The sequence below is a fragment of the Thermococcus profundus genome, assembly GCF_002214585.1.
GTDB lineage: Archaea > Methanobacteriota_B > Thermococci > Thermococcales > Thermococcaceae > Thermococcus > Thermococcus profundus.
Map to the genome: position 1 here is coordinate 403,824 of NZ_CP014862.1, position 14,562 is coordinate 418,385.

A 14,562-nucleotide genomic window follows, 5' to 3' on the forward strand; every position below is an offset into this window, starting at 1 on the left:
CACATGCGGAAGTGGCTGGCGACCCTTATCATGCTCTCGCTCCTCTCGATCTTCCTGGGAGTTTACGTGGGGTCCGTGAGCGTAGGACCGGAAACCGTTACTTCTGGGATAGTTCACGGAGTAAAGACTACGCTGGCTGGGTGGCTCTCTTCGCTCTCTGAGAGGCTTGGTTCATCCCTTCACTCCGGGACCCTCATGAGGCTCTCTTCATCCCTCCGCGATGTTGCCAAAGAGAAGCCTCCAAGATACTTCGTGATAGTGTGGAGCCTTCGTCTTCCTCGCGTTCTGCTGGCTTATCTGGTGGGTCTCTCACTGGCCAGTGCGGGCGTCGCTTCTCAGGCCCTCTTCAAGAACCCCATGGCCGATCCCTACATAATCGGAGTGAGCGGCGGGGCGAGTGTGGGTGCCGCCCTGGGGATGATCTACGCTCCCAACTACGTTTCGATTTTCTCGTTCCTCTTCGCCCTCGCGGCGGTTTACGTTGTTTACAGTGTAGCCCGGGTTGACGGCAGGATTCCAATCGACACCCTCCTTCTGGCAGGAGTAGCCTTTGGATTCATGGCCGGAGCCGTTACCTCCTACCTCGTCCTGACCCTCGGGCCCAAGGCCCACCTAACCCAGATGTGGCTTCTCGGAAGCTTCAACGATGCGACGTGGGCCGATGTTAGGGACGTCTTCATAGTTTCCCTGGCGGGCCTTTCCTTCCTCCTGTGGAAGTGGCGGGAGCTCAACCTTCTTCTCTTTGGCGAAGAAAGCGTTGCCCTCGGCCTTGATGTTGAGCGCTTCAGAAAGGAGGTTATCCTGGTCATAACGGTTATGAGCGGAGTCGCCGTCGCGACCTCAGGGATAATAGGGTTCATCGGGCTGGTTGGGCCCCACATAGCGAGACTGCTTGTGGGGCCGAACCACAGAAGACTCACGATAAACGCCGCCCTCCTTGGCGGGATTCTAATGGTCTTGGCGGATCTGGTAGCCAGGATCATCGCTAGACCAACGGAGATTCCGGTGGGGATAGTTACGGCCATGATGGGGGGTCCCTTCTTCCTCTACCTGCTCAGGAAGCACAAGCGGGGGGAGATGAGGCTATGAGGCTCGATGTGAGGGTCTCCTTCTCGTACAACGGGGAGGAGATCCTTAAGGACGTTTCGTTTGGGGCTCACAAGGGAGAGCTTCTGGCCATAATAGGGCCCAACGGTGCCGGGAAGTCCACCCTGCTGAAGTGCATAGCTGGGATCCTTAAGCCGGAAGGAAGAATTACCCTCGACGGCCTCGATCTCCTCTCCATGAAACCCTCTGAGAGAGCGAAACTTGTTTCCTACGTTCCTCAGACATCCTTTCCGGAGTTCAGCTTCACCATAGAGGAGTTCGTTGAGATGGGAGCTTATTTCACTCAGGGAAGCGTTGAGGTTGCCTTAAAGCGCGTTGGCCTCTGGGAGAGGAGGAATGAATCCGTCTTTGCCCTCTCTGGAGGGGAGTACCAGCTGGTCCTTATAGCGAGGGCCCTGGCGCAGGGGGGAAGAGTTCTCCTCCTTGACGAACCAACGAGCCATCTTGATGTAAACAACGCCCTGGAGATAATGGAGCTCCTGAGAGAGCTCAAAGACGAGAAGGTGGTTATAGCGGTGCTCCACGATCTCAACTTAGCACTGAGGTACGCTGACAGGCTCCTTGTTCTAAGGAAAGGCTCTAAGGTTTGGGAAGGGAAAGCGAGCGAGCTTGATCCCAAGGTTCTTGAGGAGGTTTATGGGGTTCGCGTTGAGTTCGTCGAGGGAAAGCTGGGCAGGGCCATTGTTGCGTCCCCATGAGGGCTACCAAACCTTTAAATTCTCGGGAAGAAAGTTACCTCGGGGTGAGAGATTATGGAGGAGAAGAAGACCGGAACGACTACCGTGGGGATAAGGGCCAAGGATGGGGTGGTTCTCGCCGCCGATACCCAGGCATCCCTCGGCAACATGGTCGAGACCCTCAACATAAGGAAGATCCTCCCGATAACCGACAGGATAGCCATAACCACCGCGGGGAGCGTTGGAGACGTCCAGGCCTTGGCTAGAATGCTCGAGGCCCAGGCGCGCTATTACCAGTTCACCTGGGGGAGGCCGATGACCACGAGGGCCATGGCTAATCTGCTCAGCAACATCCTCAACGAGAATAAGTGGTTCCCGTACATGGTTCAGATACTCATAGGGGGCTACGTTGATGAGCCCGAACTCGCCAGTCTAGATGCCCTCGGTGGGCTGGTATTTGAGAAGTACACCGCGACCGGCTCGGGCAGTCCTTTCGCCATAGCCATTATCGAAGATGGTTATAGGGAGGACATGAGCATTGAAGAAGCAAGGGATCTCGCTGTTAGGGCAGTAAGGACCGCCGGGAAGAGGGATGTCTACACCGGCGAGAGGAAGGTTCAGGTCGTTACCATAACCCGGGATGGAATGAAGGAGGAGTTAGTTGAATTCAAGGAGTGAAGGGAATGCCTTTCCCTTTCAACTCTTCCAAAGGAGGGTATATCGGGCTCGGTGGGGGAGGAAATGCCCCGTTATAGGTACGTGATACCCCCAATAGCGTTGCCTTTCTTTTTGCTCCTCCTGCTTCTTTTTGCGTTCTTCTTCACGATATTTTCTGGAATCGTGACTGCGGCCTTCCAGAGGCTTGGCATACCCCCTGCCGTCGCATACACCCTCTTCCTCGTTTCCCTCCTCGGAAGCCTGATCAACATACCGATAGCCGAGGAGAAATCGTACGTCCCGGTCGTTAGGGTGAAGGAGGTTCGCTTCTTCGGAATCCAGTATCCTGTCCCATATTTCGACTGGGAGGAACAGAAGGTTGTTATAGCCGTCAATGTTGGTGGCGCCCTCGTTCCCCTCAGCATAGTGCTCTACGAAACGATGAGGCTCATCTCCCTGGAAGAGTACGGGGTTCTGCTCCAGCTTGCGGTTTCAATTGCCCTTGCCTCTGCAATAAGCTATAGCGTTGCCAGACCCGTCCCGGGAGTTGGGATAGCCCTTCCCACCCTGGTCCCTCCTCTCATTGCGGTCTCCATTGCCCTCTTAATCGGTGGCCCGTATAAGCCCCTCATAGCCTACGCCAGTGGGACAATGGGTGTTCTTATAGGGGCCGATCTGATGAACTGGAAGCGCATCAAAAACCTCGGTGCCCAGATGGTCAGCATTGGTGGGGCTGGGACTTTTGACGGCATATTCCTAGCGGGGGTTATAGCGGTTCTACTCGTTTGACATATTCCCGTCACAGTCGATTTTTTAAGGGGAAATGATTTACAGGCTTGCGGCAATAGGGGTGATCGCGATGATGGTCATTGGATCCGGTGCATCTCACCTTAGAGAAGAGATCGAAAGCCTTGGTGTAGATCTTGGAAAAGTGGAGATAAGGAAGTTCCCCGACGGGGAGAAGTACGTGAGGGTTCTCTCGTTCGGTGAGGAGGCCACGGTTGTTCAGTCCACATACAAGCCGCAGGACGAGAACATCCTCGAGGCCCTCATCCTAGGGGATGCCCTGCGTGAGAGTGGATTTGACAGGCTGCGCCTCGTTGTTCCGTACCTGGCCTACTCAAGACAGGATAGGGTCACGAAGGAGGGGGAACCGGTAAGCGTCAGGGCGGTCATGAGGGCCCTGGGGCTCTACTACGATGAGCTTTACGTTGTTGACGTGCACAATCCAAAAACCCTGAGGTTCTTCCCCGGGAAGGCCGTCAACCTCTCACCTGCGAGGGCAATAGCCGAGTACTTCAGGGAAAAGCTTGGGGAGGGAATCGTTTTGGCTCCCGACAAGGGTGCTAGGGAGAGGGCAAAGGCAGTAGCGGAGAAGCTCGGTTTGGAGTTCAGTCATTTTGAAAAGAAGCGTATCTCCCCAACTGAAGTTCAGATGAGGCCCGTTGACATAGAGGTGGAGGGCAGGAACGTCCTCATAGTTGATGACATAATAAGCACCGGTGGAACGATGATTAAAGCGGCAAATCTGCTGAGGGATATGGGTGCTGGAAAAGTGTTCGTCGCGGCTACCCACGGGGTCTTCGCTGAGGGTGCGATAGAGAGGGTGAGTGAGGCGGTTGACGAGCTGGCCGTTACCAACACCATACCCACGCCTGTCTCGAAGATAAGCATAGTTCCAGACATAGTGAAGCTCTGATCGAGATGCTTCATTCGCTTTTCTCTTTGCCCGTTATGGTGTTGGTCCTCTGATCATCCCGGCGAAGCTGGGCAATGCATCATTTGCCGTTGGATGGTTGTGGTTTGCTTTCTAATGTTGCTTCTAGGCTCCCGTTGCAAAAATTTTGCCGTTTTTATGTCTAAATTTGTGCATTTTGTTGAGGTATTTTAACAGCTTTATTTCTAAAAATATCACCGTATGGAGGTTTTGCAAAAATTTTGTACTGGTAGAGTTCAGCCCTATAGGGTGGAGCGCCCGAACAGGGCGCGACGAAACCCGAGCGCCAAGACGGCGGCGTCGGGGGGACAGGGTGCAAAGCACCCACGATGAACCCCGCCCTCCAGCTCGGGTCACAGCAACGTGCGCTCCCGAGGAAACGCCGAAAGGCGGACCCCTCGGGGGTAAGGCAGGCCCGGCACCTCGACCAAACCCCGGACGGATATTTGGTACTTCCCCTTGAGGGAAGTCCCACCGGCCGTACTCCTTGCTCAATTCCGGTTGATCCTGCCGGAGGCCACTGCTATGGGGGTCCGACTAAGCCATGCGAGTCATGGGGCGCCTTGCGCGCACCGGCGGACGGCTCAGTAACACGTCGGTAACCTACCCTCGGGAGGGGGATAACCCCGGGAAACTGGGGCTAATCCCCCATAGGCCTGAGGTACTGGAAGGTCCTCAGGCCGAAAGGGGCTTTGCCCGCCCGAGGATGGGCCGGCGGCCGATTAGGTAGTTGGTGGGGTAACGGCCCACCAAGCCGAAGATCGGTACGGGCCATGAGAGTGGGAGCCCGGAGATGGACACTGAGACACGGGTCCAGGCCCTACGGGGCGCAGCAGGCGCGAAACCTCCGCAATGCGGGCAACCGCGACGGGGGGACCCCCAGTGCCGTGGCATCGCCACGGCTTTTCCGGAGTGTACAAAGCTCCGGGAATAAGGGCTGGGCAAGGCCGGTGGCAGCCGCCGCGGTAATACCGGCGGCCCGAGTGGTGGCCGCTATTATTGGGCCTAAAGCGTCCGTAGCCGGGCCCGTAAGTCCCTGGCGAAATCTCACGGCTCAACCGTGGGGCTTGCTGGGGATACTGCGGGCCTTGGGACCGGGAGAGGCCGGGGGTACCCCTGGGGTAGGGGTGAAATCCTGTAATCCCAGGGGGACCGCCAGTGGCGAAGGCGCCCGGCTGGAACGGGTCCGACGGTGAGGGACGAAGGCCAGGGGAGCGAACCGGATTAGATACCCGGGTAGTCCTGGCTGTAAAGGATGCGGGCTAGGTGTCGGGTGAGCTTCGAGCTCGCCCGGTGCCGAAGGGAAGCCGTTAAGCCCGCCGCCTGGGGAGTACGGCCGCAAGGCTGAAACTTAAAGGAATTGGCGGGGGAGCACTACAAGGGGTGGAGCGTGCGGTTTAATTGGATTCAACGCCGGGAACCTCACCGGGGGCGACGGCAGGATGAAGGCCAGGCTGAAGGTCTTGCCGGACACGCCGAGAGGAGGTGCATGGCCGCCGTCAGCTCGTACCGTGAGGCGTCCACTTAAGTGTGGTAACGAGCGAGACCCGCGCCCCCAGTTGCCAGTCCTCCCCGCTGGGGAGGAGGCACTCTGGGGGGACCGCCGGCGATAAGCCGGAGGAAGGAGCGGGCGACGGTAGGTCAGTATGCCCCGAAACCCCCGGGCTACACGCGCGCTACAATGGGCGGGACAATGGGATCCGACCCCGAAAGGGGAAGGGAATCCCCTAAACCCGCCCCCAGTTCGGATTGCGGGCTGCAACTCGCCCGCATGAAGCTGGAATCCCTAGTACCCGCGTGTCATCATCGCGCGGCGAATACGTCCCTGCTCCTTGCACACACCGCCCGTCACTCCACCCGAGCGGGGTCTGGGTGAGGCCTGGTCTCCCTTCGGGGAGGCCGGGTCGAGCCTGGGCTCCGTGAGGGGGGAGAAGTCGTAACAAGGTAGCCGTAGGGGAACCTACGGCTCGATCACCTCCTATCGCCGGAAAATCCGTCCGGGGGGTTTAAGAGGTGCCGGGCCTGCCATCGTGGGCCGGTAGCTCAGCCTGGGAGAGCGTCGGCTTTGCAAGCCGAAGGCCCCGGGTTCGAATCCCGGCCGGTCCACCACGAAGAGGTGCACATCCCGAGCTTGGCTCGGGATGGAAGGGCCTGAGACCCCGAACAGGGGTCACGATGAGGGCCGTGCATAGGCGAGCTGGTCCAGGAAACGTCCCGCCCGGTGGCAACTAAGCCGCCTGGTGGATGGCTCGGCTCGGGGCGCCGACGAAGGGCGTGGCAAGCTGCGATAAGCCCCGGCGAGGCGCAGGCAGCCGTCGAACCGGGGATTCCCGAATGGGACCTCCCGCGGCTTTTGCCGCACTCCCAGTCGGGAGGGGGAACGCGGGGAATTGAAACATCTTAGTACCCGCAGGAAAAGAAAGCAAAAGCGATGCCGTGAGTAGGGGCGACCGAAAGCGGCACAGGGCAAACTGAACCCCGGGCCGAAAGGTCCGGGGGATGTGGTGTTGTAGGGCCCGCGTTGGAGCCCTGGGGGCGAAGCCGAAGTCCGCTGGAACGCGGCGCCGTAGAGGGTGAAAGCCCCGTAGGCGTAAGCTCCCGAGCTCCTGCGGTGTCCCTGAGTACCGTCGGTCGGATATCCGGCGGGAAGCTGGGAGGCATCGGCTCCCAACCCTAAATACGTCCCGAGACCGATAGCGAACTAGTACCGTGAGGGAAAGCTGAAAAGCACCCTTGGCAGGGGGTGAAAAGAGCCTGAAACCAGGCGGCGATAGGAGGGTGCGGCCCGAAAGGGTTGACCCTCCCCGAAGGAAACACGGGCGACCGTGGAGTACGAGGGGAGGTGACCGGGGTTGCACCGTCCGTCTTGGATCACGGGGCAGGGAGTTCACCCGAGCGGCGAGGTTAAGGGGGTCAACCCCGAAGCCGCAGGGAAACCGACAGGTCCGCAGCCCGTAAGGGTGAGGGACGGGGTGTGAAAGCGCCCGGAGTCGCTCGGGTGAGACCCGAAGCCGGTCGATCTAGCCCGGGGCAGGGTGAAGTCCCTCAACAGAGGGATGGAGGCCCGCTAGGGGTGCTGACGTGCAATTCGCTCCCGTGACCCCGGGCTAGGGGTGAAAGGCCAATCGAGGCCGGCGATAGCTGGTTCCCGCCGAATTATCCCCCAGGATAGCCCGGCCGGAGGTAGGCGGTGGGGTAGAGCACTGATTGGGGGTTTAGGGGGCGAAAGCCTCCGGCTCCCTGTCAAACTCCGAACCCACTGCCGCCGTAGATGGCCGGAGTAGGGTGGCGGTGTAAGCCGTCAACCGAGAGGGGAACAACCCAGACCGGGGTTAAGGCCCCTAAATGCCGGCTAAGTGTTACTCCAAAGGGTGTCCCTGGCCTTAGACAGCGGGGAGGTAGGCTTAGAAGCAGCCATCCTTTAAAGAGTGCGTAACAGCTCACCCGTCGAGGTCAGGGGCCCCGAAAATGGACGGGGCTAAAGCCGGCTGCCGAGACCCCGGCGCACGGACCGATTGGTCCGTGATCGGGTAGGCGGGCGTGCCGATGGGGCGGAAGCCGGGCCGTAAGGTCCGGTGGACCCGTCGGTATTGTGGATCCTGCCGGGAGTAGCAGCATAGCCGGGTGAGAATCCCGGCCGCCGTAGGGGCCAGGGTTCCACGGCAATGTTCGTCAGCCGTGGGTTAGTCGGTCCTAAGCGGGTCCGTAACTCGGCGCCCGCGAAAGGGAAACGGGTTTATATTCCCGTACCGCGGTGGTAGGTGCGGCAACGCAAGCCCGAGGGGTGACGCCTCGGGGTAGGCGGACCGGTCCACAAGGCCGGCTAAGCGTATAAGCCCGGGGAGTGCCGTAATGGCGAGAACCGGGTGAAAGCGCGAATGGCCTCCCGTAAGGGAGGTTCCGCCGATCCCTGGGGTCCGTGAAAAGCCCCTCGGGAACGATCCACCGCGACCGTACCGAGAACCGACACCGGTGCCCCTGGGTGAGAAGCCTAAGGCGTGTCGGGGGAAACCCAGCCGAGGGAACTCGGCAAATTGGCCCCGTAACTTCGGGATAAGGGGTGCCTGCGGGTGCGTAACCCGCAGGTCGCAGTGACTAGGGGGACCCGACTGTTTAGTAAAAACACAGGTCCCAGCTAGCCCGAAAGGGTTTGTACTGGGGCCGACGCCTGCCCAGTGCCGGTATGTGAAGCCCGGGTCCAACCGGGTGAAGCACCGGTAAACGGCGGGGGTAACTATAACCCTCTTAAGGTAGCGAAATTCCTTGTCGGTTAAATGCCGACCTGCATGAATGGCGTAACGAGGTCCCCACTGTCCCCGGCTGGGGCCCGGCGAAACCTCTGCCAGGCGCATATGCCTGGGACCTCCGGTGGGAAGCGAAGACCCCATGGAGCTTTACTGCAGCCTGCCGTTGCCATACGGCGGGGGGTGCGCAGCGTAGGCGGGAGGCGTCGAAGCCCGTCCTCCGGGGCGGGTGGAGCCGTCCATGAGACACCGCCCACCCTCTGCCGTATGGCTAACCCGCGATGCGGGGACAGCGGTAGGTGGGCAGTTTGGCTGGGGCGGCACACCCTCGAAAAGGTATCGAGGGTGCCCTAAGGTCGGCTCAGGCGGGTCAGGAATCCGCCGTAGAGTGCAAGGGCAAAAGCCGGCCTGACTGGACCCGTAACAGAGGCGGGTCCAGCCGCGAAAGCGTGGCCTAGCGAACCCCTGTGCCTCCCCGGTGGGGGCCAGGGATGACAGAAAAGCTACCCTGGGGATAACAGAGTCGTCTCGGGCGAGAGCCCATATCGACCCCGAGGCTTGCTACCTCGCTGTCGGCTCTTCCCATCCTGGCCCTGCAGCAGGGGCCAAGGGTGGGGGTGTTCACCCATTAAAGGGGAACGTGAGCTGGGTTTAGACCGTCGTGAGACAGGTCGGATGCTATCTACCGGAGGTGCTGGCCGCCTGAGGGGAAGGCTCCCCCAGTACGAGAGGAACAGGGAGCCGCGGCCTCTGGTCTACCGGTTGTCCTACAGGGCATAGCCGGGCAGCTACGCCGTAGCCGATAAGGCCTGAAAGCATCTAAGGCCGAAGCGGCCCCCGAAAAAAGGCGGCCACTCCTGGGCGTTTGGGCCTGGGCGACCGGTCCGTTGCCCAGGACGAGGGCTCGGGAAGAAGACCCGTTTGATGGGGCGGGGATGTAAGCGGGAAGGGAAACCGACCCGTTCAGTCTGCCGCTCCCAACAGCCCGAGTGCCCCGGGCGGGACGTCTGAGAGGCCAGCTCGCCTATGCACGGCCCTCAAGCCCCAATAACCCTTCTGAAGAATTCTGTTCTCCTTGTGATTGTTGTGTTTGATTCCTATGGTAATTTTGATTGCGTTCCTGTTGCTCTTGTAGCAACCGTTAAATGCACACTTATCAAGGTCCTTTGGTGGTCTGCATGAGGCTTCTGGTTCTTGACCTCGATGGCACCCTTTGGGATCACGAGGACGCTTCTCAGCTTACGCCACCATACGAATTTCATGAGGACTACCTCGTCGACGCCTGTGGTGAAGAACTGCACCTTTTTCCAGGTGTCTGTGAGTTCCTCGAGTGGGCCAGCGAGCGCTTTCTCCTTTCAATAGCCAGCTGGAACGTTGAAGAAAAGGTCAGGCCCATTTTGGAGGGCTTTGACCTCTGGGACTACTTCCTCTTCCCGAAAATTGAGGGCCATCCTGACAAGGCAGACATGATACGGAGGATCATTGAGGAACTGGAGTCGATCGGCTACACCATTGACGACGTCATCTACGTTGATGATATGGCAATCCACGTCGACAGGATCAAGATGGAGCTCCTCGATGTGGATTTCATCCACATGTGGGTTGACGTAAAGTCTTTTGAGGAACTCAGGCAACTCTTGGAAAAGCTGGAGTGGGGTGACTGATATGGAACTGTTTATCGTTAAGGACAGAAGAATAGACTACGACGGCTCGGCCATTCAGAGTCACTGGGCCTACAGGAACTTTGGAATCCTCGGCAACTCAGTTGTAGTCTTCCGAGGGAAGTGCGACGTTAAAGTGGAGGAGATGATTGATATAGAAGACCTCAGGGAGAGCAAAGAGATAAAGAGCGACGACATGGTGCACTACATTATCGAGGTGTTCGATCTGGTAAACACCCTCTTTGCCTCGACCCTCCAGAAGCTCTTCATAGCGAAGCTGTGCGAGGTTTTGAGAGAGTACGGGATAAAGACAGAAAGGAGGGGCGACGACATCTACGTTAACGGCAGGAAGCTCAGCATATCGATAGCAACAGTTTCTCCCGTCAGCGTGAAGATCCACATCGGGATAAACGTCGAAGCCAGGGGGATTCCTGAAGGCGTTGAGGCAATAGGTCTAAAGGAGCTCGGCATTACAGACATTGATGAGTTTATGGAGAAGACCGGTAAGGCGCTTGTTGAAGAGTTCAACAAGGTAAAGAAGGACAGCCTGAAGGTGCGCTGGGCTCAGTAGAGGAGGTACAAGAGTGATCCGACCACCGGAACGGCCAGATTGTCATCGAGCCATCTCTGGTACTCGGCGAGCATGAGAACGGCCGCCCAGAGGGCCTTTCCTATTATCCCTCCATCCAGGAGCCAGAGGGCTATCGGTAAAGCCGTGAGAAAGTAGCCCAAGCTTCCAGTCCAGTGCTTTTTGAGCTTCACGTTGAAGCCGTTCCGCTTGAAGTAGTAGTGTCTGATTATCCCCGTAATTCCATCGCTTACGGCCATCGCCAGCAGAAGTGCAGTGGTGTACTTCGGTGGGAATATCAGGGGAATAACTGAGGCGGAGAAGGCGAAGAAGACCTCCCCGTAGTTGTGCTCTATCTGGTACCACGAGAACTCCCTCCGCTCCAGATGGGGCCACAGCTGAAACGCCCCAAAGGCAAAGGCAGCTATGCTAAAAACCCACGCGGGGATTAGACCGTAGTAAAACATCAGAACGGCCGGGACGATGCTGAAGTGGATTATCTTCCTGTTCACCCACGCCCACTCTGGGCCGAGCCTTCTCGTCCCGTATATTGAGGCCAGGATGAAGGAGGCGGCTATGCCAGCCCATAGGGGCCAGTCCGGAACCATCGATTTCACCAAAATAAAAGAGGGGGTTGGGGTTAAATAGCTTTATCCGAAGGCGCTCATTACCTTGCTTAGTGCGTTGGCAAAGTCCTCCGTGTGGACGACGATGTACCACTCATCCGTCCTCGTCAGCTCACCCCTTGACTTCCCCATCAGCTCGCTGTAGAGACCCTGAATCTTTATCCGCGGCTCAGTCGTCGAGAGCTTGAGGGTAATCTCGCTTGGCTTACCATCTTCCCATACGACGCCAATTTTCAACCCAGCTTTTGTTTCCCTTCTCTTCCTGAGGCCCAGCTTAAGGTAGCGGAGCCTCTCCTCGGGAACACCGTTCTCTTCGGCCTTCTCGCGAAGATACTCGTCCGCTAGAGTTAGCCCTTGAAGGCCCAAGGCGTAGCCGAAGACGGGGATTCCCAAGTCCTTCCTGTTCCGTCCCTTGTACGCATAGACCTCTATCCTCTTCCCGGAGCCTTTCGATGCCAGATAGAAGCCGTTGGTTTCTGCCCCCTTGAACTCGCTGAGGAAATCGGCGAGCTCCCCATAGAAAGAGAAGGGGATTGAAAAGCTCGCCCACGTTCCCCATATCCTCGGCGGAACGGACACGAAGCCCATTTCCTCGAGGTGATATTCGAGGGGCTTCGGTTTCAGTATCAGAAAACCCCTCTCCGTTGGCTCTATCTCAATGATCGCCCTCTCACCTGGCACCAGCGCGAACTTTCCATCACTCTCGAAGTCCGTTGCCTTCAGAAGCCTGTTCATCCTTAGCCTTCGCTCGCCCCTTGAGCTGACGACCACTGGAATCGGCGTTTTCCTTCCGGTTTCCTTGTCGTAGGGTACCTTAAAGCCCGCCTTCAGGAGCTCTTCCTGTATCTCGAGGGAAGCTGGAAAGAATATTCCCATCCTCTCTAATTCAACTTCCATTAATGGCCCTCCTTACGCTTTATGGTTGTTTTACTTTTTAAGTTTATAAATTTTGCCCTAGGGGAAGTAGTTCAGAACGGACCTTAACCTTAAAAGGGGGTTTCCCGAGCTAAGCGCGGTGGTGAGAATGGTTCACTGGGCAGACTACATGGCCGGGAAGATAATCAGGGAAAGGGGCGACAAGGAGGAGTACGTCGTCGAGAGCGGGATAACCCCGAGCGGTTACGTTCACATAGGCAACTTCCGCGAGTTCTTCACAGCTTATATAGTCGGACATGCACTCCGCGACAGGGGTAAGAAGGTGAGGCACATCCACATGTGGGACGACTACGACCGCTTTAGGAAAGTGCCGAAGAACGTCCCGCCCGAGTGGAAGGAGCACCTCACGAAGCCCGTCCGTGAGGTTCCAGACCCCTGGAGCTGCCACGAGAGCTACGCTGACCACTTCATGAGCCTCTTCGAGGAGGAGGTTTCAAAGCTCGGCATCGAAGTGGACTTCCTCCACGCGAGCGAGCTGTACAGGAGCGGTGAATACGCGGAGGAGGTTAAGCTGGCCCTTGAAAATAGGGATGAGATAAAGGCCATCCTCGACGAATTCCGCGACAGGGCCAAGCAGCCGCACCTAGAGGATTCCTGGCAGCCTGTAATGGTCTACTGCCCGCACTGCAGGAAGGAGGCGGACTTCGTTTCCTGGGACGGCGAGTGGAAAGTCCGCTATAAATGCCCACAGTGCGGTGCCGAGGGAGAGACGGACATCCGCGAGGGCAACGTCAAGCTCCGCTGGCGCGTCGACTGGCCGATGAGGTGGGCCCACTTCAAGGTTGACTTCGAGCCGGCTGGAAAGGACCATCTAGCGGCTGGAAGCTCCTATGACACTGGAAAGGAGATAGTCAAACTCTTCGGCTGGAAGGCTCCACTAACGCTCATGTACGAGTTCGTCGGCATTAAGGGACAGAAGGGCAAGATGTCTGGAAGCAAGGGCAACGTGATTCTGCTTTCCGACCTCTTTGAGGTTCTCGAGCCCGGGATAATCCGCTTTATCTACGCGAAGGCTAGGCCGAACAAGGAGCTGAAAATAGACCTCGGTCTCGGCCTGCTCAACCTCTACGACGAGTTTGACAAGGTTGAAAGGATATACTTCGGTCTTGAGCATGCTAAAAACTCGGAGGAAGAGGAAGAGCTGAAGAGAACCTACGAGCTATCAATGCCGAAGCTTCCTGAGAGACTCCTCGCCCAGGCCCCGTTCCGCTTCCTGGCTACTCTCGTCCAGATGCCCCACCTGGATGAGGACGGGATAATAAGGATTCTCCAGGAGCAGGGACACGTCCCCGAGAACCTAACCGAAGAGGACATAGAGAGGATAAGGCTCCGCATACGCTTAGCTAAGAACTGGGTCGAGAAGTACGCGCCCGAGGAAGTTAAGTTCAGCCTGCTTGAGAAGCCCCCTGAGATCGAGCTTGGGCCGGAAGTCAGGGAGGCTATGCTTGAAGTTGCGGAGTGGCTGGAAACCCACGAGAAGTTCAGCGTCGATGACCTTAACAACGTCATCTTTGACGCGGCGAAGAAGCGTGGAATCCCGAGCAAGAAGTGGTTCAAGACCCTCTACAACGTCTTCATCGGCAAGGACAGGGGGCCAAGACTTGCCCCGTTCCTGGCTTCTCTTAAAAAGGAGTTCGTGGTAAGGCGCCTCCGCATGGAGGCATGATCGTCCTCTTTTTCACTTCTTCGGCACGTACACCTGGAAGTAGCTGTGCTCGTTGAGCCTCTCCTCGGCTATCCTCCTGAAGTACAGCTTTGCCAGCAGTTCGACGGCCGTTTTTCCCCACACGTTGAAGCGCACCCTAAAGCTCTCCTTCTCGCTCTGGAACTCTATGACCACTGTCTTTTCATCGGGATCCGTCAGGACTTTGCTTATCCAGTACTCCGCCCCGACCACCTGGCCGTTCATCAAAACGGGGAGCAGTTCCCTGAGGTCAGTGAACTGGATGACGAACCTTCCCCCTGGTTTGAGAACCCTCCCGATCTCTTTGAAGACGGCGTTGAGTTCCCCGGGTTCGAAGTGGATGAGGCTGTCTATGAGGAGGACGTAATCGAAGGAGTTCTCGTCGAAGGGAAGATTCCTCGCGTCTCCTTTGATGAACTCCACCTTTGACCTCCTGTCCTTTGCAAACTCCTTGGCCCTCTCCAGCATTGATTCACTTGAGTCGAGGCCGACCACCTGAAATCCCAGGTCTTCGAGAAGGAAAGAAAAGCCCCCAGCGCCGCAGGCGAGATCTAGAACTCTGCCTTTTTGGGGCATGTATTTGAGAAGGAGTGGTTCAAGAGTTTCGATCCTCCTCTTGTACTCGTCGGAGTACACGTCGCTGTATGCCTTGAATACGGAGTAGTACTTCTCAAAGCTCATGTTT

General features: G+C 57.7%; 11 protein-coding genes, 1 tRNA gene and 2 rRNA genes. 11 read left to right on the forward strand and 3 right to left on the reverse strand.

The features are described from left to right. The first annotated feature begins 3 nt into the window (after nt 1–3). From A3L09_RS02200 to A3L09_RS02245, 10 genes are all read left to right on the forward strand, one after another. Entirely contained in the window at nt 4–1,089 is a 1,086-nt protein-coding gene (locus tag A3L09_RS02200) for a FecCD family ABC transporter permease (RefSeq protein WP_088857427.1), read from the forward strand. Continuing rightward, nucleotides 1,086–1,805 carry an ABC transporter ATP-binding protein gene (locus A3L09_RS02205; protein WP_088857428.1) on the forward strand — a complete coding sequence of 240 codons (720 nt, stop codon included), beginning with the start codon at nt 1,086–1,088 and terminating at the stop codon, nt 1,803–1,805. Before A3L09_RS02200 ends, A3L09_RS02205 begins: the two co-directional genes overlap by 4 nt. 54 nt (nt 1,806–1,859) lie before the next feature. Then, nucleotides 1,860–2,462 (forward strand): archaeal proteasome endopeptidase complex subunit beta, encoded by a 603-nt coding sequence (gene psmB / locus A3L09_RS02210; RefSeq protein WP_088857429.1) that lies wholly within the window; start codon nt 1,860–1,862, stop codon nt 2,460–2,462. Nucleotides 2,463–2,525: 63 nt separating this feature from the next. Further along, nucleotides 2,526–3,230 (forward strand): DUF1614 domain-containing protein, encoded by a 705-nt coding sequence (locus A3L09_RS02215; RefSeq protein ID WP_088857430.1) that lies wholly within the window; start codon nt 2,526–2,528, stop codon nt 3,228–3,230. A gap of 70 nt (nt 3,231–3,300) precedes the next feature. Next, nucleotides 3,301–4,140 (forward strand): ribose-phosphate diphosphokinase, encoded by an 840-nt coding sequence (locus A3L09_RS02220; protein ID WP_088857431.1) that lies wholly within the window; start codon nt 3,301–3,303, stop codon nt 4,138–4,140. 512 nt (nt 4,141–4,652) lie between these two features. Then, nucleotides 4,653–6,138, forward strand: a 16S ribosomal RNA gene (locus A3L09_RS02225). A gap of 52 nt (nt 6,139–6,190) precedes the next feature. Beyond that, nucleotides 6,191–6,267 (forward strand) — tRNA-Ala (locus A3L09_RS02230). A gap of 107 nt (nt 6,268–6,374) precedes the next feature. Next, a 23S ribosomal RNA gene (locus A3L09_RS02235) occupies nt 6,375–9,403 on the forward strand. Together the 16S and 23S rRNA genes with 1 tRNA gene alongside form the textbook arrangement of a ribosomal RNA operon. Nucleotides 9,404–9,580: 177 nt before the next feature. After that, the gene (locus A3L09_RS02240) at nt 9,581–10,066 is read left to right on the forward strand and encodes a magnesium-dependent phosphatase-1 (protein WP_088857432.1); all 486 of its coding nucleotides are present in this window, start codon (nt 9,581–9,583) and stop codon (nt 10,064–10,066) included. A gap of 1 nt (nt 10,067) precedes the next feature. After that, nucleotides 10,068–10,634, forward strand: a complete 567-nt coding sequence (locus A3L09_RS02245; RefSeq protein ID WP_088857433.1) for a DUF366 family protein — start codon at nt 10,068–10,070, stop codon at nt 10,632–10,634. Here the strand turns inward: A3L09_RS02245 and A3L09_RS02250 are convergent. Together A3L09_RS02250 and A3L09_RS02255 are read right to left on the reverse strand one after the other, a co-directional pair. Further along, nucleotides 10,628–11,239: a diacylglycerol/polyprenol kinase family protein gene (locus A3L09_RS02250; RefSeq protein WP_088857434.1), complete on the reverse strand. Its 612-nt coding sequence runs from the start codon at nt 11,237–11,239 to the stop codon at nt 10,628–10,630. The genes A3L09_RS02245 and A3L09_RS02250 overlap by 7 nt on opposite strands. 42 nt (nt 11,240–11,281) lie before the next feature. After that, on the reverse strand, nt 11,282–12,154 hold the full coding sequence (locus A3L09_RS02255; protein ID WP_088857435.1) for a PhoI: 873 nt from the start codon (nt 12,152–12,154) through the stop codon (nt 11,282–11,284). A gap of 127 nt (nt 12,155–12,281) precedes the next feature. Between A3L09_RS02255 and lysS the strand changes: the two genes are divergently transcribed. Next, nucleotides 12,282–13,859, forward strand: coding sequence for a lysine--tRNA ligase (gene lysS / locus A3L09_RS02260; protein WP_088857436.1), 1,578 nt, complete (start codon nt 12,282–12,284; stop codon nt 13,857–13,859). Between the two features lie 12 nt (nt 13,860–13,871). On the opposite strand, the gene A3L09_RS02265 is transcribed toward lysS, so the two are convergent. Beyond that, nucleotides 13,872–14,558, reverse strand: coding sequence for a class I SAM-dependent methyltransferase (locus A3L09_RS02265; RefSeq protein ID WP_088857437.1), 687 nt, complete (start codon nt 14,556–14,558; stop codon nt 13,872–13,874). Between the last annotated feature and the right edge of the window lie 4 nt (nt 14,559–14,562).

What these genes read in the sequence shown, in the direction of transcription:
- A3L09_RS02215 (WP_088857430.1), top strand. Translation starts at nt 2,526, where the DNA reads ATGCCCCGTTATAGGTACGTGATACCCCCAATAGCGTTGCCTTTCTTT.
- A3L09_RS02250 (WP_088857434.1), bottom strand. Translation starts at nt 11,239, where the DNA reads ATGGTTCCGGACTGGCCCCTATGGGCTGGCATAGCCGCCTCCTTCATC.
- A3L09_RS02265 (WP_088857437.1), bottom strand. Translation starts at nt 14,558, where the DNA reads ATGAGCTTTGAGAAGTACTACTCCGTATTCAAGGCATACAGCGACGTG.
- A3L09_RS02255 (WP_088857435.1), bottom strand. Translation starts at nt 12,154, where the DNA reads ATGGAAGTTGAATTAGAGAGGATGGGAATATTCTTTCCAGCTTCCCTC.
- psmB (WP_088857429.1), top strand. Translation starts at nt 1,860, where the DNA reads ATGGAGGAGAAGAAGACCGGAACGACTACCGTGGGGATAAGGGCCAAG.
- A3L09_RS02220 (WP_088857431.1), top strand. Translation starts at nt 3,301, where the DNA reads ATGATGGTCATTGGATCCGGTGCATCTCACCTTAGAGAAGAGATCGAA.
- lysS (WP_088857436.1), top strand. Translation starts at nt 12,282, where the DNA reads ATGGTTCACTGGGCAGACTACATGGCCGGGAAGATAATCAGGGAAAGG.
- A3L09_RS02245 (WP_088857433.1), top strand. Translation starts at nt 10,068, where the DNA reads ATGGAACTGTTTATCGTTAAGGACAGAAGAATAGACTACGACGGCTCG.
- A3L09_RS02200 (WP_088857427.1), top strand. Translation starts at nt 4, where the DNA reads ATGCGGAAGTGGCTGGCGACCCTTATCATGCTCTCGCTCCTCTCGATC.
- A3L09_RS02205 (WP_088857428.1), top strand. Translation starts at nt 1,086, where the DNA reads ATGAGGCTCGATGTGAGGGTCTCCTTCTCGTACAACGGGGAGGAGATC.
- A3L09_RS02240 (WP_088857432.1), top strand. Translation starts at nt 9,581, where the DNA reads ATGAGGCTTCTGGTTCTTGACCTCGATGGCACCCTTTGGGATCACGAG.